The organism is Nocardioides pelophilus (genome assembly GCF_014180685.1).
Classification (GTDB): Bacteria; Actinomycetota; Actinomycetes; order Propionibacteriales; family Nocardioidaceae; genus Nocardioides; species Nocardioides pelophilus.
Genome location: NZ_JACEHF010000042.1, coordinates 1 through 25,427, shown reverse-complemented (window position 1 = coordinate 25,427; position 25,427 = coordinate 1). Strand labels below are relative to the sequence as shown.

Below are 25,427 nucleotides of genomic sequence, written 5' to 3'. Positions count from 1 at the left end.
GCCGGCCGCCGGGTCGCGGCGCGCGAGTCGTCCTCGCCGGAGCCGCAGACGGAGCCGGCGTACGTCGAGCGCCGCGCGTCCCTCCCCGACCTGCCGCCGATCACCGTCGAGCTCCCGGCCCTGACGTTCACCGACACCACCACCGGCTCGCTCCGGCCCGCGGTCCCCGGCAAGCGTCGCGCCGCCAAGGCAGCGCGCAAGCCGATGCTGCGCGGCCTCCCGTCGCTCCCGGTCCTGGTCGGCGTCGCGGCGCTGGCCGTGTCCGCCGGCGGCGCGCTCACCACCGGCGGCACCCAGCTGGTCGGCAGCGACCTGTCGCCGCGGATGTCGGCGCCCAACGCGGCGACCGGTGTCACCGGCGCCGGCGTCTACGACGTCCTCGGCCGCTCCCCCGTCCTGAGCCGCGACTCCGACCGCGACGCGCTCGACGACGCCAGCGAGGCCACCCTCGTGCAGGAGGTCGAGCTCCAGGCCGAGCAGCGCAACGAGGCGCTCGGCGAGATGGCTGAGCAGGCCGAGAAGGAAGCCCAGAACATCAACGCCAACCGCTGGTCGCTGCCGATCGCGGCCGGCGCCTACCGGCTGTCCGCCGAGTTCGGCCAGGCGGGCTCCTACTGGTCCAGCGGCTACCACACCGGCCTCGACTTCGCCGCGCCCAGCGGGACCCCGATCATGTCCGTCGCCAACGGCGTCGTCACGTCGGTCGGCTACGAGGGCGCCTACGGCAACCAGACCATCGTCACGCTCGAGGACGGCACCGAGATCTGGTACAACCACCAGACGTCGTACGCCGTGTCCGAGGGCGACAACGTGGTCGCCGGCGAGGTCATCGGCTACGTCGGCTCGACGGGCAACTCGACCGGCCCCCACCTCCACCTCGAGGTCCACCCCGGCGGCGGCGACGCGGTCGATCCCTTCGCAGCATTGGTCGTCAACGGAGTGAACCCGTGACGGGCGGTGCCGGCGACGGCGCCCGCGGCGGAGCGTAGCGAACGAAGTGAGCGGAGCCGCGGGCGTCGTCGGCGGTGCCCGTCACGGGTTGCGCACCAACCCAGTCACAGCTTCTCGACCGGCGCGTAGCGGAGCAGCAGCCGCTTGACGCCGTCGGAGCCGAAGTCGATCGAGGCGACCGACTTCTCGCCCTGACCCTCGACCGACACGACCGTGCCGAGGCCGAAGCTGTCGTGGGTGACCCGGTCGCCCGGGTCGAGCACCGGGATCGCCCGGGCGGGCTTCGCCTTCGCGGCGGCGTCGGCACGGGCGGCGGCGGAGGTGAAGTTGCGGCGGCCGGCGGCGGTGGGGGCGCCGAGCCTGCTGCCCGGGGAGTACGCCGCGGCGTCGTACCCCTGGGGCGAGGCGAAGGTCGGGCGCGCCCACCGGGTCTGGTCGGCCTCGGTGCGGCGCCAGTCGACCAGGTCGACCGGCAGCTCGCCGAGGAAGCGGGAGGGCGGGTTGTGCGCCGGCGCCCCCCAGGCGGACCGGACCGTGGCCCGGGTGACGTAGAGCCGCTGGCGGGCGCGGGTGATGCCGACGTAGGCCAGCCGCCGCTCCTCCTCCAGCTCCGGCCGGTCGCCGAGCGAGCGCGAGTGGGGGAAGACGCCGTCCTCGAGCCCGGTGAGGAAGACGACCGGGAACTCCAGTCCCTTGGCGGTGTGGAGGGTCATCAGGGTCACCACACCCTGGTCCGGCGGCGCATCGGGATCGGCGGCGTCACCCTCGGGCGCATCGGGGATCTGGTCGGTGTCGGCGACCAGCGCGACCCGCTCGAGGAAGTCGGACAGCCCTGGCTCGACCAGCCCGGCGTCGACGTCGGCGGGGTCGGCGCTCGGCGCAGCGACCGGGTCCTCGGCGAACTCGCGGGCGACGGCGACGAGCTCGCCCAGGTTCTCGACCCGGGTCTCGTCCTGCGGGTCGTCGGAGGCCTCGAGCGAGGCGAGGTAGCCGGAGCGGTCGAGCACGGACTCGAGGATCACGTCGGGCCGCTCGCCGCCCTCGACCATCGACTGCAGCTCGGTCACCAGCGCGACGAAGCCCTCGATGTTGGCCTGGCTGCGGGTGGCCAGCCCCGGCGCCTCGTCGGCGCGCTGGAGGGCCTCCCAGAAGGTGATCTGCTCCCGGTTGGCGAGCTCGTTGACGCACTCGACGGCACGGTCGCCGATGCCGCGCTTGGGGGTGTTGAGGATCCGGCGCAGGGAGACCTGGTCGTCGGGGTTGACCAGCATCCGCAGGTAGGCGAGCGCGTCGCGCACCTCGCGCCGCTCGTAGAACCGGACCCCGCCGACCACCTTGTAGGGCAGGCCGGTGCGGATGAAGATCTCCTCGAACACGCGCGACTGCGCGTTGGTGCGGTAGAACACCGCCACGTCGCCCGCCCGGATGGTCCCCGGGCCGGCGTCGGTCAGCTTGTCGATCTCGTCGGAGACGAACCGCGCCTCGTCGTGCTGGTCGTCGGCGACGTAGCCGACGATCCGCTCGCCGTCACCCGCGTCGGACCACAGCCGCTTCTCCTTGCGGCCCTGGTTGTGGCCGATGACCGCGTTGGCCGCGGTGAGGATGGTCTGGGTGGAGCGGTAGTTCTGCTCCAGCAGGATCGTCCGCGCGTCGGGGAAGTCCTCCTCGAAGTCGAGGATGTTGCGGATGTTGGCCCCGCGGAACGCGTAGATCGACTGGTCGGCGTCACCGACCACCATCAGCTCGGCGGGCGGCACCCGGTCCTCGGCGCCGGCGTCGTACGCCTCGACCGGGTCCTCGAGGCTCTGGCCGCAGAGCTGGTGGATGAGGGCGTACTGCGCGTGGTTGGTGTCCTGGTACTCGTCGACGAGGACGTGCCGGAACCGGCGGCGGTAGGTCTCGCGGATCTCGGGGTGGGCCTGGAAGAGCCGGACCGTCTCCATGATCAGGTCGTCGAAGTCGAGGGCGTTGGCCTCGCGCAGCCGCCGCTGGTAGAGGGCGTACGCCGCCGCGTAGGTCTCGTCGATGCTGTTGCGGGCGTCGGCCTTGACCTCGTCGGGCTCGCGCAGCTCGTTCTTGTGGTTGCTGATCCAGTGCAGCACCGGTCCGGGCTGGTAGCGCCGGGGGTCGAGGTCGAGGTCGTTGCAGACCAGGGTGATCAGCCGCTTCTGGTCCTGGGCGTCGTAGATCGAGAAGTTCGACTTCAGCCGCTCGTAGCCGAGGTGCTCGGCCTCCTTGCGGAGGATCCGGACGCAGGCGGAGTGGAAGGTGCTGACCCACATGATCTTGGCGCGGTTGCCGACCAGGTCGGCCACCCGCTCCTTCATCTCCGCGGCGGCCTTGTTGGTGAACGTGATCGCCAGGATCGAGCCCGGATGGGCCTTGCGCTCGGAGATCAGCCACGCGATCCGCCGGGTCAGCACCCGGGTCTTGCCCGAACCCGCTCCCGCCACCACGAGCAGCGGCGGACCGGCGTGCTTGACAGCCTCCCGCTGCGGCGGGTTGAGGCCCTCCAACAGCTCGTCGGCGGTCGGCCCGCGCCGCGTCGTACGCGCCTCTGCGGCGGGGGTCATGCCCTCGAGGCCGGGCAGCGGTTCTGGTGAGCTCATGCTGGTGCCAGCCTACGGCGCCCGGCCGACGACGCCGGGCGGGGGACGGCCCGTCCCGCGAACGGCGCGCGGGCTGTAACACGCTGTTCGCGGATCTGGCGGGGCCACCGCGGCTGCAACACGCTGTTCGCGGATCTGGCGGGGCCACCGCGGCTGTAACACGCTGTTCACGGATCTGGGAGACCGTTCACGTCCGTGGGAGACCGTTGCGTCGGGGCCGAAGGGACGTCGGCGTCCTGCAAGTTCGGCGGACGGCGTGTTACATCACCACGCCACCGAGCCGGCGGGGGTGGCCCACGAATCGCACACAGGCCCGCGGCCGGCACGCGTCCTCCACAGGGGGCGGCGCCAGAAGGCCGCAGGGGCGGGCACGCGACCATCCTGGCGGGATGAACACACGAGCGATCGCGCAGATGAGCGCACACCACGGCTTGATCACGCGCCGCCAGGCGGTCGAGGCCGGCATGTCACCCGACCAGATCGACCGGCTGGTACGACGTGGGAAGTGGACCGTCGTGCGGAAGGGCGTGTACGCCGAGACGGCGTACGTCGAGAGCCTCGGCTCGGTTCGCGACCAGCGACTGCTGCGCGACCGCGCGGCGAGCATGCGCATCGCTTCCCCTCACATCCTCAGCCACCACTCCAGCGCCTATCCGCTCGACCTCGACGTGCTGCACGAGCGACCGGACGCGCGCACTCACGTGACGCGCCCGGGCATCGTCGGCTCTCACCAGCGGCACGGGGTCGTCCACCATCGGGCGCCGTACGACGCCGAGCAGGTCGCCGAGCGCGACGGCCTGCGGGTCTTCGGGCCGGCTCGGACGGCGTGCGACATCAGCAGGGACCAGGGCTACCTGGCCGGCAGGGTAGCCGCGGAGTCCGCGATGCGCTCAGGCACGAGCAAGGCCGAGCTCGACAGCATCGCTGCGGGAATGAAGGGCTGGCCTCATGCGACGGTGGTGAGGGACGTCAACGCGTCGGCATCGTCGAAGACCGACAGCGTCGGCGAGACGCTGTCGGCGGAGCTCGTCATCAGTCTCGGGTTCGGCGTCCCGTCGCTCCAGTTCGGGCTGACGGCTGACGGCAGGACCGCGTGGTGCGACCTGCGCCTGGGGCGGCACCTCTTCGAGTTCGACGGGAGGGTGAAGTACCAGCGGGTCGACGAGGGCGGCTTCGCGTCGACGTCTCCGGACGAGGTCGTCTGGTTCGAGAAGCGGCGCCAGGACTGGATCTGCGGCTTCAAGACCGGCATGTCGCGCCTGGACTGGGACGAGGCGTTCACCATCGTCACCGGCGGTCCCGCGCTCGAGCGCGTCCAGGCCAGGCTGACCCGCGAGTACCTGGACACCTGTCAGCGGTTCGGGACCGACATCAGCGACCTCGCGGCGTACCTCCCTCGCGGCGAGCGGCCGCGCCCCCGGCCCCGCCCCCGATCGCTCCCGCGCTACGCAGCCTGAGTACGTCGGGCGCGGACTCGGAGCGCGTTCGCCGCAGTACGGCGCGCGTGATGTAACACGCTGTCCGCCGAACTTGCAGGACGTCGACGTCCCTTCGGCCCCGATGCAACGGTCTCCCACCGACGTCAACGGTCTCCCAGATCCTCGAACAGCGTGTTACAGCCGCGGTGGCCCCGCCAGATCCGCGAACAGCGTGTTACAGCCGCGGTGGCCCCGCGACGCAAGGCGAGCGCCGGCCAGCTCCTCGGCCGGTCGCCACCGGTCAGCTGTGGACCGGCGACCAGAGCACGGCGATGCAGACCTCGACGATCGCGAGCAGCAGCAGACCGGCCCAGAGACCCTTGGGGATCGAGGCCTTGCGGGTGTTGGCCATCACCAGGACGAGCAGCACCAGCCCGATGCCGAACTTCACGCCGACCTTGGCCTGGTTGACGTCGGCGTCATCGGCCTCCAGCACCCCGACGAGGGCGAGGCCGGCGAGGAACGCCGTGCCGACGCCGTCGCGCATCGCGGAGTTGATCTTCTTCTCCGACTCACCCGCCTGGGCCAGCAGGCCCCCGATCAGGGCGGCGAAGCCGAGGATGTGGAGGATCAGCAGGATCAGGCGCAGCGTGTCCATGGCGAGCAGCCTAGGTGTTCTGCCCGAGCGCCCGGGTCAGCGGCCCGGTGGGTCAGAGCAGCCGCCGGTCGTTGGCCCACTTGGTCAGCTCGTGGCGCGAGGAGAGCTGGAGCTTGCGAAGCACGGCCGACATGTGGGTCTCGACGGTCTTGATCGAGATGAAGAGCTCCTTGGCGACCTCCTTGTAGGAGTAGCCGCGGGCGATCAGCCGCATCACCTCCCGCTCCCGGTCGGTGAGCCGGTCGAGGTCCTCGTCGATGTCGGCGATGTCGATCGAGCCGGCGAACGCGTCGAGCACGAAGCCCGCCAGCCGCGGCGAGAACACCGCGTCGCCGTCGGCGACCCGCTGGATGGCGTCGACCAGCTCGGGGCCGGTGATGGTCTTGGTGACGTAGCCGCGGGCACCGCCGCGGATGGTGCCGATCACGTCCTCGGCGGCATCGCTCACCGACAACGCGAGGAAGCGCGGCTGGTCGCCGAGCGCCATCGTCGCCAGCTTGCGCATCACCTCGACGCCGCCGCCACCGGGCAGGTGGACGTCGAGCAGCACCACGTCGGGGCCGGCCGAGGCGATCGCGGCGACCGCGGTGTCGACGTCTTCGGCCTCACCGACGACCTCCACGACGTCGGCCCCGCTCGCGGCGAGCTCGGCGGTCACGCCCCGTCGGAACATGGCATGGTCGTCGACGACCACCACTCTGACGCTCATCTCGTCACTCCCCCTCGCGTTCACGTCCGAGGTGCAGCCGCACCTCGGTGCCGCCACCCGGCGACGACCGCACCTCGGCGGTGCCGCCGTGGCGCTGCATCCGGTCGATGATGCTGCGCCTGACTCCGAGCCGGTCCTCGGGGGTGGCCTCCGGGTCGAAGCCCGCGCCGCGGTCGCGCACGAACACGTCGACCGCAGCCGGCGTGATCTCGGCATAGACGTCGATCCGCGGCACGCCCGCGTGCTTGGCCGCGTTGGTGGTCGCCTCGCGCGCTGCCGAGACGACCGGCCGCATGGCCTCGTCGAGGTCGCAGTCGCCGACGGCGACCACGTCGACCGTGAGCCCGTAGGCGTCCTCGATCTCGCCGGCCATCGCGCGCAGCGCGCTCGCCACGGTGCTGCCGTGGATGGACTCCGTCGAGAACAGCCAGGACCGCAGGTCGCGCTCCTGCGCGCGGGCGAGCCGCGCGGCGTCGGCCGGGTTCTTCTGGATCAGCGCCAGCGTCTGGAGGACGGAGTCGTGCAGGTGGGCCGCCACGTCGGCACGCTCCTGGGTGCGCACCCGTTCCTCGCGCTCGTCGCTGAGCTCGGCCGCGAGCCGATAGATCCACGGACCGACGACGATCGCGAGCCCACCGAGCCCGAGCAGCACCGCGAGCGTCACGTCGCGGGCGAGCGAGAACGAACCGCCCCGGATCGAGAACAGCACCAGGGCGACCACGATCAGGCCGACGCCGGCGGCGAGCCGCGCGTACGACGCCCAGCTGCCGTCGCCGAGCACGATCCGGACCGGGTCGATCCGACCGGTCGCGTCGACCCACCGCTCGCGCTGGGCCTCGTCCGCCTGCCGCCACAGCAGACCGACGCCGACGATCGCGATGCCGAGCGGCCAGACCCAGCCACCCGCACCGAGCACGCCCTGGAGCACGAAGACCGCGCCGATCCCGAGCGCACCGAGCACGATGACCGGGCCGACGTCCGAGAGCCGGCGCACCGGGCCGGGGCGACGTCCGCCACGTGTGGCGCTCTGGAGACCGGGCGCCAGCGCCGCACTCGGCGGTCCGACGGGGAGCATCGCCCACAGCACGGCGTACGCCGCGATCCCGACGCCGCCGAGCACGGCGGCGACGACGAACCCGGCCCGCACCATCAGCACGGTCAGGCCGAGGTGCTCGGCGAGCCCCGCGGCGACGCCGCCGAGCACGGGCTCGCGCAGGTCGCGATAGGCGCGGCGTACGTCGAGGGGAGCCTGTCCCCCCTGCGCGCCGGCAGTGCCCGTGGTCGTCGTCATGATGCATCCATCGTCACACAGCGCGGACGTCCGCAGCAGCGGGAACAACCCTGACCGGACCCCGAGAAGCACGACCCCGCGATGGGGCAAGATCAGGGCACTCCCCGATGGTGCGCGACCGCGCGAAGGCACAGTCTGGATCACATGACGACCACCCCTCCCGAGGCACCGGACGGCTCGACCGAGCCCACGGCCACCCCGGGCCCGCCCAGCCCTCCCGGCACACCTGAGCACTCCGGCCCCCGCGTGACCCGCGAGGAGGCCAAGGACCTCGGCCGGATCCGCCGCAGCCTCACCGACCGCAAGATCGCCGGGGTCGCCGGCGGCGTCGCCCGGCACTTCGACATCGACCCGCTGCTGGTGCGCATCGCGTTCGTGCTGCTCGCGATCTTCGGCGGCGGCGGGATCCTCGCGTACGTCGCGGGCTGGCTGCTCATCCCCGAAGAGGGCAGCGACGAGGGCGTGATCCGGACCGACCACCGCACCCGCACCGTGCTGCTCGCCGTGGCCGGTGGCATCGCCGCGCTCTCGCTGCTCGGCGACACGTTCGGCGGCTGGAGCTTCCCATGGCCGCTGGCGATCATCGGGCTCGTCATCGCTGCCTTCGCGGCGGCGAGCCGGCCGAAGCCCCACCCGGGCCCGCTGCCCAGCAGCGGGTGGATCCCGCCGGGGACGCCGGGCTCCGTGCCGGGAGCTCAGGTCGGCTACGGACCGGCGTACACCGGCTACCGGCCGCCGGCCCCGCCGCGGCCCGCCGATCCCCGCCGACGCGGCCCGATCCTCTTCTGGTTCACGATGGCCCTGGCCGCGGTCGGCATCGGCCTGGTGGCCACGATCGACCTGGCCGGCTGGGACGCCCCGGCGTCCGCCTACCCGGCCGCGGTGCTCGCCGCGTGCGGCGTGATGCTCCTCGTCGGCGCGTTCTACGGGCGGCCCGGCGGACTGGTCTTCGTCGGTCTCGTCGCCGCGCTGGCCACGCTGGTCACGTCGCTCACCCCGGACTTCTCAGCGGGCCAGATCGTGGCCCGGCCCGCCACCGCGAGCTCGCTCGAGGACGACTACAGCGTCGGTGCCGGCGAGATCATCATCGACCTCACCGACCTCGACCAGGACGAGCTCGACGAGCTCGACGGCCGCACCATCCACGCCGAGGCCCGGTTCGGGCACATCCTGATCGAGGTCCCGGAGGACGGCCTGGACCTGCGGGTCAACAGTGACGTCACCGGCGGTGGGGAGAGCGTCCTCTTCGACCACCGCCAGGACGGGTCGGACGATCGGTCCTTCGACGGTGGACCGGGCGCCCCCGACCTGACCCTCGACCTCGAGGTGCTGTTCGGCCAGATCGAAGTCAAGACCGTGGAGGTTGCATCATGACCGAGCAGGAGACCCCGCTCGAGGAGAGCACCACCGCCCCCAGCGGCTGGCACCCGGTCAACATCGGCCACCTGGTGATGGGCACGGCCTTCGTCGGTCTGGTGACCATCTGGGCGCTGATCACCTCCGACGCCGTCGATCTCGAGGACGCCCACTGGCTGCTGCCGTTCCCGTGGCTGGTCGCCGGACTGGTGGGACTCGTCGTGACGGTGCTCCGCAACGCCGGCCGGCGACCCGGCAAGATGTCCGGGTGGACCTGATCTCGCTACCCGGGCTCGCCTCTCTCCCGGCCCTCGAACACCCCGGGCTGGTGGCGCCGCGGGTGGCCGCCGCCCTCGCTGCCTGGCCGGCGCCCGCCGGCGTGGCCGTGGTCGAGATCGATCCGGACCTCGCCGACACCGCAGCCATGAGCGCGGCGTACGACCTCCCGCTGAGCGCGGGCGTCAACTGCGTGCTGGTCGCCGGCAAGCGCGAGGGTGACGAGCGGATCGCCGCCTGCCTGGTGCGGGCGGACACCCGTGCCGACGTGAACCACACGGTCAAACGGCTGCTCGACGTGCGCAAGCCGTCGTTCATGCCGATGGAGCGGGCGGTGGCCGAGTCCGAGATGGAGTACGGCGGCATCACGCCCGTCGGGCTCCCCGGCTCGTGGCGGCTGCTGCTCGACACGAGGGTGCTCGACGTGGAGGTGGCGGTGATCGGCTCCGGCGTACGCCGCTCCAAGCTGCTGCTGCCCGGCTCACTCCTCGCCGAGCTGCCGGGTGCCGAAGTGATCGACGGACTGGCAGGCTGAGGCGATGATCCGCAGCGGGCTGACCGTGGCATGTGCCCTGCTGCTGCTCGCCGGGTGCTCCGGCTCGGGCGGCGATCCCGACCCGGAGCCCAGCGCCGGGACCAGCAGCGACACCAGCGAGTCCGCGAGCGGGACCACGGACACATCGCCGACAGGGGATCCGGGCCCGGTCGTGAAGTGTCCCGACGCCACCTTGCTGGACCCCGACCCCGCCCTGCCGGACGAGGTGCCGGAGGGCGCCACGTCGGTCCGGCTCTGCGACGGCGGCGACGACAAGGTGACGCCGCCGGTGGACGCGTTGACGACCGAGGCGGGGGCGGTCGTGACGGCGGTCAACGACCAGCCGCTGGTGACGCGCAACTGCGTCGACCGGCGGATCCCGGAGTACCAGCTGGCCTTCGGGTATCCCGACGGCTCCCGGTTCGTCGTCGCCGGACGGTTCACCGCGTGCGGTGAGCTTCTCGTCGGCAGCGCCCGCAGGGCCAAGGCCGGGCCGGCGCTCCGGACGTTCGTCCAGCTCCTGCTCGACCAGCGCGCCACCGCGACGCCGCCTGACCTCGCCCCCGACCCGGCTGATCTCGACTGCGCGCAGCCGCGCGAGCTGCGGACGTGGCCGCTCGCCGACCCGACCGGGCTGACGGTCGCGGCGCTCTGCGTCGGCGACCCCCAGCAACCGGGCCGCGCCCGCCTGGTGCCGATCCCGCCCGACGACCTGGAGACGCTGACCGCCAGCATGCGCGCGGACACGGTCGAGACCGCCGGCCTGTTCTGCGAGATATCCCGGCTCCGCTACTGGATCGTGGGCGCGAACGCGTGGGGTGACCCGGTCACGATGGACTACGGCTGCGTCGGGCTCACCCTCTCGGGAGAGCTGGACTGGACACCCCGCGGGGAGGCGCGAGAAGTCCTGAAGGACCTCGTCGCGCGAGCGAGCTGACAACCTTCCGGTGTCCCTCACCGCTTTGACAGGGTGAGAGGAGAGCCGATGGAGCGAACGGTGGTGGGCGTGGCCGACGAGCGGGGCGCGGAGCAAGTCGGTGCCGACGGCGCCGACGGCGCCGACGGCTTCGACGCGTTCGTCGCTGCCCGCGGCGACGCACTGTGGCGGTCGGCCTGGTTGCTGACCGGCGACCACCAGCTCGCCGAGGACCTGGTGCAGACCGCGCTGGCCAAGAGCTGGCGGGCCTGGGACCGGGTGGGCGTCGACGGCTTCGAGGCCTACGTGCGCCGGGTGCTGTTCACGACCTACATCTCGTGGTGGCGGCGCAAGTGGCGCGGGGAGCGCCCGACCGAGGTCCTGCCGGAGAAGGCGACGACGGCCGTCGACACCGACGCCCGCAACGACCTGGTCGCCGCGCTCGCCACCCTGCCGCGCGGGCAGAAGGCGGTCGTGGTGCTGCGCTACTTCGAGGACCTCACCGAGCAGCAGACGGCGGACGTGCTCGGCATCAGCCTCGGCACCGTCAAGAGCCAGTGCTCACGGGGGCTCACGGCGCTGCGTTCCTCTCCCCACCTGCGACGAGAGGACAACGACAATGACTGACCAGACTGACCAGACTGACCAGACTGACGAGCCTGACGAGCGGTGGCTGCGCGAGGGACTGGCGTCCGCCGTCCCCGAGCCGCCCACCAACCCCGACCGAGCCCGGTCCGCCGAGCGCCTGGCCCGCCGGCGGCGCCGTACGACGATGCTGGCTGTCGCCGGCACCGCCGCTGCCGTGGTGGCGGGCGCCGTGCTCGCCACGACGCTGACCGGCGACGGCGGCGACGGCCGGGCTCCGGACGACCAGCTCGTCGCCGATCCCGCGCCACCGGTCGCATGCCCCCCGGCGGAGGCGAAGGACGGCGTGGTCCAGGGCTCCGAGATCGACCAGCCCGACCCGGACGCGCCGGACTCAGTGCCCGAGGGCGCGACGTCGGCCCGACTCTGCCAGGGACCGGGCACCACGTTCCGGGCTCCCGACGACGCGCTGACCACGGGTGTCGACGACCTGGTCGCCGCGATCAACGCACTCGAGCCGACGGGTGAGCCCGAGGTGTGCACGATGGACCTCGGGCCGGGCTTCCGGATCGCCTTCGGCTACGACGACGGCTCGGCCTTCGTCGTGAGCGGCCAGCTCTACGGCTGCCACACGCTGGTGGTCGGCAGCGGCTACCGCTCGGACCCCGAGGCCGCGCAGGCCGCGTTCCTCACCGCGCTCGAGGGCCAGCAGCCGGGGCAGGAGTCGACCGAGACCACGACCGACGCGGAAGGTCTCGCGTGTCCCGACGACGGCTCCTACAGCTACAGCGAACCAGCCGGAGGTCCCTCGCTGGACGAGGTCCTCGGCGATCTGGAGACGGCGATCCTTTGTGTCCCCGACGGCACGGGCGCCCAGGTCTCCGCGGCCATCGAGCCCGCCGACCTCGCGCTCCTCGTCGAGGACATGGCGACCCACCAGAGCAACTCCGTCCTGCGGTGCGCGCTGCCCCCGCCGTACCCGACGATCGTCGCCGAGGACTCCGTCGGGACCCGGGTCGTCCTGTTCTCCGAGTGCGGCACCGGCTTCTGGCGTCTCCCGAACGGCATGGCCTGGATGCCCGGCAAGGACGCCGTCGCGATCCTCGACCGGCTCGTCAGTGAGGCCGACTGACCGTGTCCGCTGCCCGCGGCGACGATGCCGTCGGCGGCTTCCGGCGTACTCCCTCAGCGGTCGGAGCGCTCCCTCGGTGTCGTGACTGGTCCCAACACCGCGCAAGCGCGTCGAACACCCGGCAAGCGTCACGAACACCGAGTTACAGCGGTCACAGCACGCCGGGAGCGGCGCCCGGCACGATGACGATCGCTGCCCGACCTCGTCGACCGGCTGGTCAGTGAGGTTCGCCGAGCCCGGTGATCCGCAGGCCGGAGTGGGCCTTGTACTTCCGGTTGATCGAGATCAGCACGGCGGTGAACGGCTCGAGCTGCCGCGCGAGCCGCAGCTTGCCGCCGTCGATGCCGACCCGGCCGGTGACGGAGGCGGCGAGCGCCATCGCGACCTCCTTGGCCTCGACCACGTCGCCGACGACGATCACGTCCTCGTCGAGGAAGTCGACGTCGTCCCAGAGGCCGACGGCCGAGACGTTGTGGAAGGCGCCGACGACGGTCGCGTCAGGGGCGAGCTCCTGGGCCGACTCGGCGGCCGAGCCCAGGCCGCCGTTGATGACCTGCCCGTGGGCGCCGCGCTTGTCGAAGGCCAGCGGGTTCACGCAGGAGATCACGGTCTTCCCGGCTAGCGCCCCACCCGATGCCAGGGAGGCGACCAGCTCGTCGTGGCCGTCGTACGGCACCGCCAGGAGTACGACGTCGCACTGCGCGACGGCGTCGGCGTTGCTCGCGCCGGTGACCTCGCCCGCGCCTGCCGCGCCGGCGAGCTTCTCGCGGACCTCGGCCGCGATGCCCTCGGCCTTCTCCGCAGCCCGCGACCCGAGCACGACCGTGTGGCCGCCCTTGGCGAACCGGTAGCCCAGGCCCTTGCCCTGCGGTCCGGTGCCACCGATCACGGCCACGCGGTACTTCACTTCTGACATCTCAGCTCCTCGACCAGGTCACACACTCTCGACACCGTGACAGTAATACTGTCACAGTTGGCCCTATCCACCAGCCCCTCGAAAGGGACGCAATGAAGCTCTCCACCGGTTTGATGTACGCCGGCAATCCGCGTGAGGCCGCCGACCAGGTGACTGCTCTCGAGCAGGCCGGTCTCGACACCATCTGGGTCGCTGAAGCCTACGGCTTCGACTCCCCCACGCTGATGGGCTACCTCGCCGCGAAGACCGAGACCATCGAGATCGGCTCCGCGATCCTGAACATCTACTCGCGCACCCCCGGCGCCCTGCTCCAGACGGCTGCCGGCCTCGACAACGTCAGCGGCGGTCGCGCGATCCTCGGCCTCGGCGCCTCCGGACCCCAGGTGATCGAGGGCTTCCACGGCGTCCCCTACGCCAGCCAGCTCGGCCGTACCCGCGAGATCGTCGACCTGATCCGCCGCGGCATGCGTCGCGAGAAGCTCACCAGTGACGGCATCTTCAAGCTCCCCCTGACCAAGGAGAACGGCGCGGTCACCGGCCTCGGCAAGCCGCTCAAGCTGCTCACCCACCCGGAGCGCGACAGCGTCCCGATCTACATCGCCGCGCTCGGCCAGAAGTCCGTCCAGGGCACGGCGGAGTACGCCGACGGCTGGCTGCCGTTCCTCTACTACCCCGAGAAGGCCAAGGACGTCTGGGGCGAGGCCGTGGCCAACGGCACCGCCAAGCGCCCCGACAGCCTGGCGCCGCTCGAGGTCGTCGCGGGCGGCATGGTCGCGATCGGCGAGGGCCCCGAGACCAAGGCGCTGCTCGACTTCGCCCGCCCGCTGATCGCCCTGTACGTCGGCGGCATGGGCGCGCGCGGCAAGAACTTCTACAACGACCTCTTCTGCGACTACGGGTTCGAGAAGGAGGCGAAGGAGATCCAGGACCTCTACCTCGACGGCAAGAAGCGTGAGGCCGAGGCGCTGGTCCCGATGGAGTTCCTCGAGGCGATGAACCTGGTCGGCCCGGAGTCCTACGTCAAGGAGCGGATCGCCGCCTACAAGGAGTCGGGCGTCACGAACCTCCAGATCACCCCGGCCAGCGACGACGCTCCCGGCCTGGTGCGCAAGGTGAAGGAGCTCGTCAACGCCTGACCAGCTCGTCACGGCGTGTCACGAACCGGCCCGGCCGCGTGTCTTCATGGCACGCGGCCGGGCCGGTCTCGTCGTACCCCCGATGAATCCCTGACCAATCCGGGGTCGGACCCGGAGAAACCCTGATGCCGATGTCCGTGGTCCCTGAAAGGCTGTTCCCCATGCACCGTCAGATAGCCGGAAAGCTCACCGGCCCCGTCACCAAGTGGCTCGTCGCCGTCGCCGTGATCGTGCTGGCCGGCGCGATGATGCCCCTCAACGCCAAGCTGGTCGACGTCCAGAACAACGAGGCATCCTCCTGGCTGCCCGGCGACGCCGAGTCGACCAAGGTCCTCGACGAGCTCTCCGAGACCGTCGACCCCAACGACATCCCCGCCCTCCTGGTCTACACCCGCGAGGGGGGTCTGACCGACGACGACCTCGCGGCGATGGACGAGCACGCCGCCGAGATCGCCGAGACCGAGGGCGTGACCGACGCGGGGGTGCTGTCCCCCAACGCCGCGGTCGCGCAGGGGCTGCCCCAGAAGCTCATCTCCGACGACCGGGAAGCCGCCTACCTCTACTACATCTGGAACTTCGGCGACGAAGGCTGGAACGCCGTTCCCGACGCGGCCGACGAGGTCCGCGACATCGGCCAGATCGACGGCGTGACCGTCTACCTCGCCGGGTTCGGTGGTCAGGCGTCCGATGCGGCCGAGTCGTTCGAGGGCATCGACACCAACCTGATCTTCGCCACCCTCGGTGTCGTCATCATCATCTTGCTGTTCACCTACCGCAGCCCGATCCTGTGGATCCTGCCCGTGCTGTGCGCTGCCTTCGCCAACTTCATCGCGACCGGCATCGTCTACCTCCTCGCGAAGTACGCCGACCTCACGGTCAACGGTCAGAGCCAGGCGATCCTCAGCATCCTGGTGATCGGCGCCGGCACCGACTACGCGCTCCTGCTCGTGGCGCGCTACCGCGAAGAGCTGCGGCGCCACGAGGACCGGCACGAGGCGATGGCCTTCGCCCTCCACCGGGCGGCTCCCGCGATCCTGGCCAGCGCGGCGACCGTCTGCGTCGGCATGCTCTGCCTCGTCGTCGCCGACCTCAACTCGACGGCCGGCCTCGGGCCGGTGCTCGCCGTCGGCATCGCCGTCACCTTCTTCGTGATGGTCACCCTGCTGCCGTCCCTGCTCGTCATCTGCGGCCGGTGGGTCTTCTGGCCCAAGCGCCCGACGTTCGGCTCCTACGAGCCCACGACCGGCGGCCTCTGGGCGAGGGTCGGCAAGGCGATCACCCCGCGTCCGCGCGCGGTGTGGGTGGTCACGACCGGACTGCTGCTGGTGGCCTGCCTGGGCCTGTTCCGGCTCGACACCGCCGGCCTCTCGACCGAGGACACCTACACGAAGGAGTTCGACTCGATCAAGGGCCAGAAGGTGCTGATCGAGCACGGCCTCTCCGACACCTCCAACACCGCCCAGGTGGTGTTCGACGAGCAGGCGGAGGACGACGTGGTCGCGGCCGTCAGCGAGGTCGACGGGCTCGAGCAGCCGGGCCCCGTGACGCCGCTGGGCGGTGGCCGGGCCTACTTCGAGGCCACGATCACGGAGGACATCTCCTCGACGGAGGCGTTCGACATCGTCGAGGACACCCGCGACGCGGTCGGCGACGTCGACGGTGCCGATGCACTCGTCGGCGGCGGGTCCGCGTTCTACCTCGACACCAAGATCGCGGCCGACCGGGACAACGTCGTGATCATCCCGCTCGTGCTGCTGGTGGTGTTCTTGATCCTGCTGGCGCTGCTGAGGGCGGTGGTCGCACCGCTGCTGCTCATCGCCACCGTGGTGCTGTCGTTCGGCGCCGCGATGGGCATCTCGGCACTGCTGTTCGAGTACGTCTTCGGCTTCGCCGGCGCGGATCCCGGGTTCCCGTTGTTCGCCTTCGTCTTCCTCGTGGCGCTGGGCATCGACTACAACATCTTCCTGATGACCCGGGTCCGCGAGGAGACCGCAGACAAGGGCACCCGTCAGGGTTCGCTCATCGCGCTCTCCTCGACCGGTGGTGTGATCACCTCGGCGGGCCTGGTGCTCGCCGCGACCTTCCTCGTCCTCGGGTCGCTGCCGCTGGTGTTCCTCGCGGAGCTCGGCGTGGCGGTCGCCCTCGGGGTGCTGCTCGACACGATGGTCGTCCGCTCGGTGCTGGTCACGGCGCTCAACCTCGACCTCGGCGCCAAGATCTGGTGGCCGAGCAAGCTCGACAGCGACGACCACCCGCTGCCCGACCCGGGAGCGGAGCCCGAGCGGGAGAAGGTGCCCGCGCTCTGACCGGCAGTTGCTTCTCGCGCTGACGGCTGTCACACAGCGGCCCGGCGGGGTGTCTCCATGGCACCTCGCCGGGCCGCTTCGTCGTATCCCGATGAATCCCCGGGCTTCTCGGGGTCGGATCCGGCGAAACCCTGATGCCGATGTCCGTGGTCCCTGAAAGGCTGTTCTCCATGCACCGTCAGATCGCCGGCAAGCTCACCGGCCCCTTCACGAAATGGATCGTCCTCGTCGTCGTCCTCATCGCAGCTGTCGGGCTCGGCTCGTTCGCCGGCAAGCTGCTCGACGTCCAGGACAACGAGATCTCCTCCTGGCTGCCCGAGAGCGCCGAGTCGACCCAGGCCATCGAGAGGCTCGACGCGTTCCAGGACCCCAACGACATGGGCACGACCGTCGTCTACTACAACGAGGACGGCCTGACCGACGCACAGCTGGCCGCCATCGAGGAGCACGCCGCTGAGATCGAGGAGATCGAGGGCGTCACGGAGGTGGTGACCCCGGCCCGCGCCCAGGCGGCCGGCATCCCCATCCCCTACGTCTCCGAGGACGGTCAGGTCGCCAAGCTCGACTTCACCATCAACCGCGGCGACGAGGTCTGGTACGACATGCCCGACGTCGCGGAGGACATCCGCGACCTGACCCGGACCGACGGGGTCGAGGTCTACGTCGCGGGCGCCGGCGGCCAGACGGCCGACCAGGCGGCGGCGTTCGAGGGCTTCGAAGGGCGTCTGCTCCTGATCACGCTGCTCGCGGTAATCCTCATCCTGCTCGTCAGCTACCGCAGCCCGGTCCTGTGGATCCTGCCGATCTTCACCGCCGTCGTGGGGCTCGGCATGTCGATGGGGCTCCTGTACTTCCTGGCGAAGCACGCCGGCCTCACGATCAACGGCCAGACGCAGTTCATCATGATGGTCCTGGTGATCGGGGCGGGCACCGACTATGCGCTCCTGCTCGTGGCCCGCTATCGAGAAGAGCTGCGCCGTCACGAGGATCGGCACGAGGCGATGGCCTTCGCGCTGCACCGCGCGGCACCCGCCATCCTCGCCAGCGCAGCCACCGTCGTGGTCGGCCTCCTGTGCCTGATGTTCGCCGAGCTGAACTCCACCGCCGGCCTCGGACCCGCCAACGCCGTCGCGATCGCCGTGACGTTCGTCGTGATGGTGACGCTGCTGCCCGCGCTGCTGGTCATCTGCGGCCGCTGGGTCTTCTGGCCCTTCGTGCCGCACTTCGGCACCGATGAGCCCACGGCGTCGGGCTTCTGGGCGCGGATCGGCAGCTCCATCGACAAGCGGCCGCGCGTCGTGTGGGTCGGCACCGCCCTGGTGCTCGGCGCCCTCTGCCTCGGGTTCTTCCGGCTCGACACGTCGGGCGTCCCGTCCGACGAGATCTACGCCGGCGACGAGGTCGACTCGGTCATCGGCCAGGAGCTCCTCAACGATCACGACCTGGTCGACGCGAGCACACCCGTGCAGGTCGTGGCCCCGGCCGCGGACGCCGAAGCGGTCGCGGAGGCGATGACCGGCATCGAGGGCCTCGACGACCCGATGCCGCCGCTGGTCGAGGGCGACACGGCGCTGATCCAGGCGTCTCTCCAGGCGGACTCGATCGCCGAGGAGTCCAAGGACGCCGTGATCGAGGTGCGCGAGCGCGTGCACGCTGTCTCCGACGAGGCACAGGTGACCGGGTGGACCGCACTGACGATGGACATCGAGACGGCGTCCGAACGTGACAACAAGGTGATCATCCCGATCGTCCTCATCGCCGTCCTGCTGATCCTGGTCGCCCTGCTGCGTGCCCTGCTGGCGCCGGTGCTGCTGATCGGCACGGTGATCCTGTCCTTCGGCGCCGCGCTCGGCATCTCCGGGCTGGTGTTCGACCTCATCTACGGACTCGACCACGTCGATCCCGGGTTCCCGCTGTTCGCGTTCGTGTTCCTCGTGGCGCTGGGCATCGACTACAACATCTTCCTGATGACCCGGGTCCGCGAGGAAACCGCGCAGCACGGCACCCGTCGGGGGTCGCTGATCGCGCTCTCGTCCACCGGTGGCGTGATCACGTCGGCCGGGTTCGTGCTGGCGGCGACGTTCGCGATGCTCGCCACCATGCCGATGACGTTCGCCCTGCAGATCGGCACGACGATCGCACTGGGGGTGCTCCTCGACACGATGATCGTCCGGTCGGTCCTGGTGACGGCGCTCAACCTGGACCTCGGCGGCAAGATCTGGTGGCCGAGCAAGATCGACAGCGTCGACCGCTCACTTCCCGAGCCGGGATCGGAGCCCGAGCGGGAGAAGGTGGCAGCGCTCGACTGACGACGGCGCGACGGACCACCGCTCGGCTAGAACGTGTTCTAGTTCCGGCGGTGGTCCGTTACGCTTGGCGACGATGGCCCCGCACCCCACCCCCCAGCAGATCCGCCGCGCTCTCGCGCGCGCCGAGCGCGGCGCCGCTCTCGATCTCGACGAGGCGACCGCGCTCCTCGCGGCGACCGGTGCGGAGCTGGACCGGCTCACCGCGGCTGCCGCCAAGGTGCGCGACGCGGGCCTGGTCGCGGCCGGGCGAGCCGGCGTGCTCACCTACTCCCCCAAGGTCTTCATCCCCGTCACCCGGCTGTGCCGCGACAAGTGCCACTACTGCACCTTCGTGGAGACGCCGAAGCAGGCCGCGCGCCGCAAGGGCGGCGCCGGCGGGCTCTACCTGTCCCCCGACGAGATCCTCGACATCGCCCGCGAGGGCGCAGCGCTGGGCTGCCTCGAGGCGCTGTTCACGCTCGGTGACCGACCCGAGGACCGCTGGCCCGAGGCGCGCGCCTGGCTCGACGAGCAGGGCTACGACTCCACCCTCGCCTACGTGCGGGCGATGGCGGTCCGGGTGCTCGAGGAGACCGGGCTACTGCCGCACCTCAACCCCGGCGTCATGTCGTGGGAGGAGATCAACCGGCTCAAGCCGGTCTCCCCGTCGATGGGGATGATGCTCGAGACCACGTCCCGGCGGCTCTTCGAGACCAAGGGCGAGGCCCACTACGGCTCCCCCGACAAGGACCCCGACCTTCGACTCCGGGTGCTGGAGGACGCCGGCCGGCTGTCGGTGCCGTTCACCACGGGCCTGCTGGTCGGCATCGGCGAGACACTGGCCGAACGGGCGGAGACGATCTTCGCGCTGCGTCGTACCTCTCGCGCCTACGGCGCCGTGCAGGAGGTCATCGTCCAGAACTTCCGCGCCAAGCCGGACACCGCGATGCGCCACGTCGACGACCTCGGGCTCGACGACTACCGCGCCGCGATCGCCGTCACCCGGCTGGTCCTCGGCCCCAAGGCCCGGGTGCAGGCCCCGCCCAACCTGGTCGACAGCTCCGAGGGCTCGGAGGAGTGCCGCCTCCTGATCGCGGCCGGCATCGACGACTGGGGCGGCGTCTCACCGCTCACCCCCGACCACGTCAACCCCGAGCGTCCCTGGCCGTCCCTCGACCGGTTGCGCGCCCTGACCGCCGCGTGCGGGTTCGAGCTCAAGGCGCGGCTCACCGTCCACCCGGAGTACGTCGTCGGCGCCCTCGAGCGGGGCGAGCCCTGGCTCGACCCCCGGGTCGCCGGCCACGTCGCCGCGCTCGCCGGACCGGACGGTCTCGCCATACCCGGAGTGAAACCCACCGGCCTGCCCTGGCAGGAGCCCGACGGCGGGTTCGGCGAGACCTCGGGCCACGGCCGCACCGACCTCCATGCCTCCATCGACACCGACGGCCGCACCGACGACCGCCGCGGCGACTTCGCCAGCGTCTACGGCGACTGGGATGCCGTCCGAGAGGCTGCTGGAAGCACCTCCGCGCCGCTGGTTGAGGTGCGAGGCGCCCCGGCGCCGAGCCTCGAAACCACCGGCGCGCGGGCGCTCAGGGCCGCCGAGAAGGACCCCGGCAACCTGTCCGACGAGCACGCGCTGACGCTGATGACCGCGGAGGGCGACCTGCTGCGCGAGGTGGTGCGGCTGGCCGACGACCTGCGTCGCGAGACCGTCGGTGACGACGCCACCTACGTGGTCAACCGCAACATCAACTTCACCAACGTCTGTTACGTCGGCTGCCGGTTCTGCGCGTTCGCCCAGCGCAAGACCGACGCGGACGCCTACTCCCTGAGCTACACCGAGGTGGCCGACCGGGCGCAGGAGGCGTGGGAGCTCGGCGCCACCGAGGTGTGCATGCAGGGCGGCATCGATCCCGAGCTCCCCGCGACGGCGTACTTCGACCTGGTGCAGGCCGTGAAGCAGCGGGTCCCCGAGATGCACGTCCACGCGTTCAGCCCGATGGAGGTCGTCAACGGCACCGCCCGCACCGGGCTGTCGATCGAGGACTTCCTGATCAAGGCCCGCGAGTCCGGCCTCGGCTCGCTGCCCGGCACCGCGGCCGAGATCCTCGACGACGAGGTCCGCTGGGTGCTGACCAAGGGCAAGCTCCCGGCGCGCACCTGGATCGAGATCGTCAGCACCGCCCACCGGCTCGGCATCCCGACCACCTCGACGATGATGTACGGCCACGTCGACAACCCGCGGCACTGGGTGGCGCACCTGCGGGTCCTCTCCCGAGTTCAGGACCAGTCGCTCGAAGCCGGGCGCACCGGGTTCACCGAGTTCGTGCCGCTGCCGTTCGTCCACACCTCCTCGCCGATCTACCTGGCCGGCGTCGCCCGCCCCGGCCCCACGCTGCGCGACAACCTGGCCGTGCACGCGATGGCCCGGATCCTGCTGCACGGCCGGATCGCCAACATCCAGACCAGTTGGGTCAAGCTCGGCGTCGACGGCACCCGCGCCATGCTCCAGGCAGGCGCCAACGACCTCGGCGGCACCCTGATGGAGGAGACGATCTCCCGGATGGCCGGCTCCGAGCACGGCTCCGCGAAGACGGTCGAGGAGCTCATCGAGATCGGCGCGGGCATCGATCGCCCGGTCCGCGAGCGCACGACGACCTACGGCGTGCCGCCGGCGCGGACCCGCTCGTAGTCCGACCCTGCTCGCGGTCGCCGAGCAGCGAGTGCGCACGCCCGGCGCCGGGTCGTGCTTGCGCCCCGTCGGGCACCCCGAAGGAAAAGTTTTCGGCAACCCTCTTTACGTGACCCCCGTCACTACATATGTTGTCCCGGACAACATATGCCCGCACCACGGACTCCGAGAGTCGGACAGCACCGGGGAGCGGAATCGCGAGGAGGCGGTTTTTGTGAAGCGCAAGTACGGTGCGCTGGCGGCGATGGGTGTGGTGCTCGCGCTCTCACTCTCGGCATGCGGCGACGACGGCGACGACGGCAACGGGAACGGCGGAGGAGGAGCCGACAACGCGAAGATCGGCGTCATCCTGCCCGACACCGAGTCCTCGGTCCGGTGGGAGGCCGCTGACCGTCCTGCGATGGAGGCGGCGTTCGACGAGGCCGGCATCGACTACGACATCCAGAACACCGAGGGTGACGCGGAGAAGATGACGGCGCTCGCGGACAGCATGATCGGCGACGGCGCGACCGTGCTCGCGATCGTCAACCTCGACTCCGCGTCGGGAGCGGCCATCGAGGAGAAGGCCAAGGAGGCCGGTGTCCTCACGATCGACTACGACCGGCTGACGCTGGGCGGCTCTGCCGAGGTCTACATCTCCTACGACAACGTCAAGGTCGGCGAGCTGCAGGGCCAGGGCCTGGCGGACTGCCTCGGCGACAAGGCGGCGAACATCGTCTACCTGAACGGCTCGCCTACCGACAACAACGCGACGCTGTTCGCGGAGGGCGCGCACAACGTGCTGGACGGCATCAGCAGCTACACACCCGTCGGTGAGCAGGCCGTGCCCGAGTGGGACAACGAAGAGGCCGCGGTCATCTTCCAGCAGATGTACACCGACGCCGGCGGCGACGTCGACGGCGTGCTGGCCGCGAACGACGGTCTCGGCGGCGCTGCGATCAGCATCCTCGAGGGCAACGGCCAGGCTGGCAAGGTCCCGGTGACCGGCCAGGACGCGACCGTCGAGGGTCTCCAGAACATCCTCGCCGGCACGCAGTGCATGACGGTCTTCAAGTCGTCCGTCGCTGAGGCCCAGGCCCTCGCCGACGCTGCGATCGCCCTCGCCAACGGCGAGGAGCCGGAGACCACCGGCACGGTCGAGGACACCGAGGGCGGCCGGGACGTTCCCGCTGTCATCCTCGACCCGGTGGCGATCAACAAGGACAACATCGCCGAGGAGATCCAGGGTGTCTTCGCCGACGGCAGCATGACGTACGACGACGTCTGCACCGGCGACTTCGTGCAGCTCTGCGAGGATGCAGGCATCACTCCCTGACGACGTGGGGCACCCGCGCCGGACGAGCGCGGGTGCCCCCGATCGTTGTTCGCCACAACAATCCCCGGCCGGCCCTACCGGCTCTACCGCCATCCCAAGGGAGCGCACGATGTCCGAGATCCCGGCCTACCCGGGCTCCGAGCCCGACCCGGCCCCGCTGCTCGAGCTGCGCGGCGTCAACAAGAGCTTCGGCGTGGTCCACGTCCTGCACGACGTCGACTTCGCCGTCTACCCGGGGCAGGTCACCGCGCTCGTCGGGGACAACGGGGCCGGCAAGTCGACCCTGGTGAAGGTGATCGCCGGGATCTACGGCCGCGACAGCGGCGACTACCTGTTCGACGGGCAGCCGGTCCACGTCCACGGTCCCCGCGACGTCGCCGCACTCGGCATCGAGGTCGTCTACCAGGACCTCGCGTTGTGCGACAACCTCGACATCGTCGACAACATGTTCCTCGGGCGCGAGCTGCGCAACGGGATCACCCTCGACGACCTCACCATGGAGGAGAAGGCGCGCGAGACGCTCGCCTCCCTGTCCGTGCGCACCGTGAAGTCGGTGCGGCAGAGCGTCGCCAGCCTCTCCGGCGGGCAGCGCCAGACGGTCGCGATCGCGAAGGCGGTCCTCTGGAACTCCAAGATCGTGCTCCTCGACGAGCCGACCGCCGCGCTGGGCGTCGCCCAGACCCGGCAGGTCCTCGACCTGGTGCGGCGGCTGGCGGACCGAGGCCTCGGCGTGGTGCTGATCTCCCACAACATGAACGACGTCCTCGAGGTCGCCGACCGGGTCACCGCGCTCTACCTGGGCCGGGTCGCGGCCGACGTCGCTGCCGAGTCCCTGAGCCACAGCCAGATCGTGGAGCTGATCACCGCCGGCCGGTCCGGCGATCTCGGCATCCGCGACGTCGCGTCGGCCACGATCTGAGAGGCGGACGATCATGAGCGTCAAGCCCGACCACGACACGAAGCCCACCGCGGAGGAGAGCGCCGAGACCGGCGCCACCCGTCGCCCCGGCCAGCTCGAGCTCCTGAAGGACGAGGCCCGGGACTACCTCGGCCGCCTCAAGGGCGGCGACATGGGCTCGCTGCCGGCGATCCTCGGCCTGATCGTGCTGTTCATCGTGTTCTCGTCTCTGCACGACCGGTTCCTCACGACGTACAACATGGCCAACCTGGTCGTGCAGGCCGGCTCCATCTGCGTGCTGGCCATGGGCCTGGTCTTCGTCCTGCTGTTGGGCGAGATCGACCTCTCCGCCGGCGTCGCGGGCGGCGCCTCGGCGACGATCGTCGCGCTGCTGATGATCGACCACGGCTGGGTGTGGTGGGCGGCAGCGCTCGCGGGCCTTGCCGCCGGGGCGGTGATCGGGCTCACCATCGGCGCCCTGGTCGCCTTGCTCGGAATCCCCTCGTTCGTCGTCACCCTCGCGTTCTTCCTCGCCCTCCAGGCCGTGCCGCTCAAGCTGATCGGCGCGGGAGGGTCGCTCCGGTGGAACGACGAGGTCCTGCGGGGACTGTCGATCAAGAACGTCCCGGTGACCGCCGGGTGGATCGCAGCGGGCGCGATCGTGCTCGGGTTCGCAGCGCTCTCCCTCTGGCGCTACCGCTCGCGGTCGAGCAAGGGTCTGACCCACCGCCCGCTCGCCCTGGTCGTGGTGCAGATCGTGATCCTCGGCGTGGTCGTCCTGGGGCTCACGGCGCTGCTGAGCGCCAACCGCGCGCCCAACCCGCTGATCTTCAACATCAGCGGCATCCCGTGGGTGGCCCCGGTGGTCATCGCCTTGCTGCTGTTCTGGACGTTCGTCCTCACCCGCACCCGGTTCGGCCGACACCTCTACGCCGTCGGCGGCAACGCGGAGGCGGCGCGTCGGGCCGGCATCAACGTCCGGCGGATCAAGATCTCGGCCTTCATGATCTGCTCCGGCATGGCTGCCATCTCAGGCATCCTCGCCGCCTCGTACACGGGCAAGGTGTCGCCGGGCTCCGGTGGCGGCAACGAGCTGCTCTACGCCGTGGGCGCGGCCGTCATCGGCGGCACCAGCCTGTTCGGCGGTCGCGGCCGCGCCATCGACGCCGTGATCGGCGGGCTGGTGATCGCCACCATCCCCAACGGCCTCGGCCTGCTCGGCCAGGCGAGCTACATCAACTTCATCGTCACCGGCGGTGTGCTGCTCCTCGCCGCGAGCGTCGACGCGGTGTCTCGCCGTCGTCGATCGGCCGCCGGGGTCTAGCGTGGCCAGCGCGCCGCGGACGGGGACGGGGACCAACCAGGAAGCCGTCCGCCGTCACAATCTCGGGACGCTGCTGCGCCACGTCCATGACTCCGGAGAGGTCTCGCGCGCCG

Annotated in this window: 20 protein-coding genes; 15 read left to right on the top strand and 5 right to left on the bottom strand. The window is 71.0% G+C overall.

The annotated features are described in order from the left end of the window. Positions 1–951 (top strand): M23 family metallopeptidase (locus H0488_RS09790; protein WP_183099092.1); only part of this gene is annotated, 951 nt, incomplete at its 5' end. 104 nt (positions 952–1,055) lie between these two features. Here the strand turns inward: H0488_RS09790 and pcrA are convergent. Next, a complete protein-coding gene (gene pcrA, locus H0488_RS09785) occupies positions 1,056–3,560 on the bottom strand; it encodes a DNA helicase PcrA (protein ID WP_183099091.1) in 2,505 nt (834 codons plus the stop codon). A 389-nt stretch (positions 3,561–3,949) separates the two neighbouring features. On the opposite strand from pcrA, the gene H0488_RS09780 reads away from it, so the two are divergent. Beyond that, positions 3,950–5,017, top strand: a complete 1,068-nt coding sequence (locus tag H0488_RS09780; RefSeq protein ID WP_183099090.1) for a type IV toxin-antitoxin system AbiEi family antitoxin domain-containing protein — start codon at positions 3,950–3,952, stop codon at positions 5,015–5,017. A 262-nt stretch (positions 5,018–5,279) separates the two neighbouring features. Here the strand turns inward: H0488_RS09780 and H0488_RS09775 are convergent, their stop codons facing one another. The 3 genes from H0488_RS09775 to H0488_RS09765 are packed head-to-tail and all read right to left on the bottom strand — an operon-like array spanning position 5,280 to position 7,636. Next, entirely contained in the window at positions 5,280–5,636 is a 357-nt protein-coding gene (locus tag H0488_RS09775) for a hypothetical protein (RefSeq protein ID WP_183099089.1), read from the bottom strand. 52 nt (positions 5,637–5,688) lie between these two features. Beyond that, positions 5,689–6,345, bottom strand: a complete 657-nt coding sequence (locus H0488_RS09770; RefSeq protein WP_183099088.1) for a LuxR C-terminal-related transcriptional regulator — start codon at positions 6,343–6,345, stop codon at positions 5,689–5,691. Between the two features lie 4 nt (positions 6,346–6,349). Next, the gene (locus H0488_RS09765; protein ID WP_183099087.1) at positions 6,350–7,636 is read right to left on the bottom strand and encodes an ATP-binding protein; all 1,287 of its coding nucleotides are present in this window, start codon (positions 7,634–7,636) and stop codon (positions 6,350–6,352) included. 144 nt (positions 7,637–7,780) lie between these two features. On the opposite strand from H0488_RS09765, the gene H0488_RS09760 reads away from it, so the two are divergent. From H0488_RS09760 to H0488_RS09735, 6 genes are read left to right on the top strand one after another with little or no spacing between them, the layout of a single operon-like run. Further along, positions 7,781–9,010, top strand: a complete 1,230-nt coding sequence (locus tag H0488_RS09760) for a PspC domain-containing protein (RefSeq protein WP_183099086.1) — start codon at positions 7,781–7,783, stop codon at positions 9,008–9,010. Continuing rightward, a complete protein-coding gene (locus tag H0488_RS09755; protein WP_183099085.1) occupies positions 9,007–9,270 on the top strand; it encodes a hypothetical protein in 264 nt (87 codons plus the stop codon). Before H0488_RS09760 ends, H0488_RS09755 begins: the two co-directional genes overlap by 4 nt. Continuing rightward, positions 9,270–9,803, top strand: coding sequence for a YbaK/EbsC family protein (locus H0488_RS09750; protein WP_446685608.1), 534 nt, complete (start codon positions 9,270–9,272; stop codon positions 9,801–9,803). Before H0488_RS09755 ends, H0488_RS09750 begins: the two co-directional genes overlap by 1 nt. 4 nt (positions 9,804–9,807) lie before the next feature. After that, positions 9,808–10,740, top strand: coding sequence for a hypothetical protein (locus tag H0488_RS09745; protein ID WP_183099083.1), 933 nt, complete (start codon positions 9,808–9,810; stop codon positions 10,738–10,740). Positions 10,741–10,788: 48 nt separating this feature from the next. Continuing rightward, positions 10,789–11,346 (top strand): SigE family RNA polymerase sigma factor, encoded by a 558-nt coding sequence (locus H0488_RS09740; RefSeq protein ID WP_183099082.1) that lies wholly within the window; start codon positions 10,789–10,791, stop codon positions 11,344–11,346. Then, positions 11,339–12,436, top strand: a complete 1,098-nt coding sequence (locus H0488_RS09735) for a hypothetical protein (RefSeq protein ID WP_183099081.1) — start codon at positions 11,339–11,341, stop codon at positions 12,434–12,436. Before H0488_RS09740 ends, H0488_RS09735 begins: the two co-directional genes overlap by 8 nt. A 217-nt stretch (positions 12,437–12,653) precedes the next feature. On the opposite strand, the gene npdG is transcribed toward H0488_RS09735, so the two are convergent. Next, positions 12,654–13,352 (bottom strand): NADPH-dependent F420 reductase, encoded by a 699-nt coding sequence (gene npdG / locus H0488_RS09730; protein WP_183099080.1) that lies wholly within the window; start codon positions 13,350–13,352, stop codon positions 12,654–12,656. A 92-nt stretch (positions 13,353–13,444) separates the two neighbouring features. On the opposite strand from npdG, the gene H0488_RS09725 reads away from it, so the two are divergent. The 7 genes from H0488_RS09725 (at position 13,445) to H0488_RS09695 (ending at position 25,314) form a co-directional block, all read left to right on the top strand. Further along, positions 13,445–14,488: an LLM class F420-dependent oxidoreductase gene (locus H0488_RS09725; protein ID WP_183099079.1), complete on the top strand. Its 1,044-nt coding sequence runs from the start codon at positions 13,445–13,447 to the stop codon at positions 14,486–14,488. A gap of 161 nt (positions 14,489–14,649) precedes the next feature. Further along, a complete protein-coding gene (locus tag H0488_RS09720) occupies positions 14,650–16,794 on the top strand; it encodes an MMPL family transporter (RefSeq protein ID WP_183099078.1) in 2,145 nt (714 codons plus the stop codon). A 170-nt stretch (positions 16,795–16,964) separates the two neighbouring features. Next, complete coding sequence (locus H0488_RS09715) at positions 16,965–19,103, top strand: MMPL family transporter (protein WP_183099077.1); 2,139 nt, start codon at positions 16,965–16,967, stop codon at positions 19,101–19,103. A gap of 73 nt (positions 19,104–19,176) precedes the next feature. Further along, positions 19,177–21,777, top strand: a complete 2,601-nt coding sequence (locus H0488_RS09710; RefSeq protein ID WP_183099076.1) for a bifunctional FO biosynthesis protein CofGH — start codon at positions 19,177–19,179, stop codon at positions 21,775–21,777. A 214-nt stretch (positions 21,778–21,991) separates the two neighbouring features. Continuing rightward, the gene (locus H0488_RS09705) at positions 21,992–23,092 is read left to right on the top strand and encodes a sugar ABC transporter substrate-binding protein (protein ID WP_220794396.1); all 1,101 of its coding nucleotides are present in this window, start codon (positions 21,992–21,994) and stop codon (positions 23,090–23,092) included. A gap of 109 nt (positions 23,093–23,201) precedes the next feature. Beyond that, positions 23,202–24,011, top strand: a complete 810-nt coding sequence (locus H0488_RS09700; RefSeq protein ID WP_183099075.1) for an ATP-binding cassette domain-containing protein — start codon at positions 23,202–23,204, stop codon at positions 24,009–24,011. A gap of 13 nt (positions 24,012–24,024) precedes the next feature. Continuing rightward, positions 24,025–25,314 carry a sugar ABC transporter permease gene (locus H0488_RS09695; protein WP_183099074.1) on the top strand — a complete coding sequence of 430 codons (1,290 nt, stop codon included), beginning with the start codon at positions 24,025–24,027 and terminating at the stop codon, positions 25,312–25,314. Positions 25,315–25,427: the final 113 nt, after the last annotated feature.

What these genes read in the sequence shown, in the direction of transcription:
- H0488_RS09720 (WP_183099078.1), top strand. Translation starts at nt 14,650, where the DNA reads ATGCACCGTCAGATAGCCGGAAAGCTCACCGGCCCCGTCACCAAGTGG.
- H0488_RS09715 (WP_183099077.1), top strand. Translation starts at nt 16,965, where the DNA reads ATGCACCGTCAGATCGCCGGCAAGCTCACCGGCCCCTTCACGAAATGG.
- H0488_RS09700 (WP_183099075.1), top strand. Translation starts at nt 23,202, where the DNA reads ATGTCCGAGATCCCGGCCTACCCGGGCTCCGAGCCCGACCCGGCCCCG.
- H0488_RS09745 (WP_183099083.1), top strand. Translation starts at nt 9,808, where the DNA reads ATGATCCGCAGCGGGCTGACCGTGGCATGTGCCCTGCTGCTGCTCGCC.
- H0488_RS09760 (WP_183099086.1), top strand. Translation starts at nt 7,781, where the DNA reads ATGACGACCACCCCTCCCGAGGCACCGGACGGCTCGACCGAGCCCACG.
- H0488_RS09765 (WP_183099087.1), bottom strand. Translation starts at nt 7,636, where the DNA reads ATGACGACGACCACGGGCACTGCCGGCGCGCAGGGGGGACAGGCTCCC.
- npdG (WP_183099080.1), bottom strand. Translation starts at nt 13,352, where the DNA reads ATGTCAGAAGTGAAGTACCGCGTGGCCGTGATCGGTGGCACCGGACCG.
- H0488_RS09775 (WP_183099089.1), bottom strand. Translation starts at nt 5,636, where the DNA reads ATGGACACGCTGCGCCTGATCCTGCTGATCCTCCACATCCTCGGCTTC.
- H0488_RS09735 (WP_183099081.1), top strand. Translation starts at nt 11,339, where the DNA reads ATGACTGACCAGACTGACCAGACTGACCAGACTGACGAGCCTGACGAG.
- H0488_RS09740 (WP_183099082.1), top strand. Translation starts at nt 10,789, where the DNA reads ATGGAGCGAACGGTGGTGGGCGTGGCCGACGAGCGGGGCGCGGAGCAA.
- pcrA (WP_183099091.1), bottom strand. Translation starts at nt 3,560, where the DNA reads ATGAGCTCACCAGAACCGCTGCCCGGCCTCGAGGGCATGACCCCCGCC.
- H0488_RS09725 (WP_183099079.1), top strand. Translation starts at nt 13,445, where the DNA reads ATGAAGCTCTCCACCGGTTTGATGTACGCCGGCAATCCGCGTGAGGCC.
- H0488_RS09770 (WP_183099088.1), bottom strand. Translation starts at nt 6,345, where the DNA reads ATGAGCGTCAGAGTGGTGGTCGTCGACGACCATGCCATGTTCCGACGG.
- H0488_RS09780 (WP_183099090.1), top strand. Translation starts at nt 3,950, where the DNA reads ATGAACACACGAGCGATCGCGCAGATGAGCGCACACCACGGCTTGATC.
- H0488_RS09710 (WP_183099076.1), top strand. Translation starts at nt 19,177, where the DNA reads ATGGCCCCGCACCCCACCCCCCAGCAGATCCGCCGCGCTCTCGCGCGC.
- H0488_RS09695 (WP_183099074.1), top strand. Translation starts at nt 24,025, where the DNA reads ATGAGCGTCAAGCCCGACCACGACACGAAGCCCACCGCGGAGGAGAGC.
- H0488_RS09755 (WP_183099085.1), top strand. Translation starts at nt 9,007, where the DNA reads ATGACCGAGCAGGAGACCCCGCTCGAGGAGAGCACCACCGCCCCCAGC.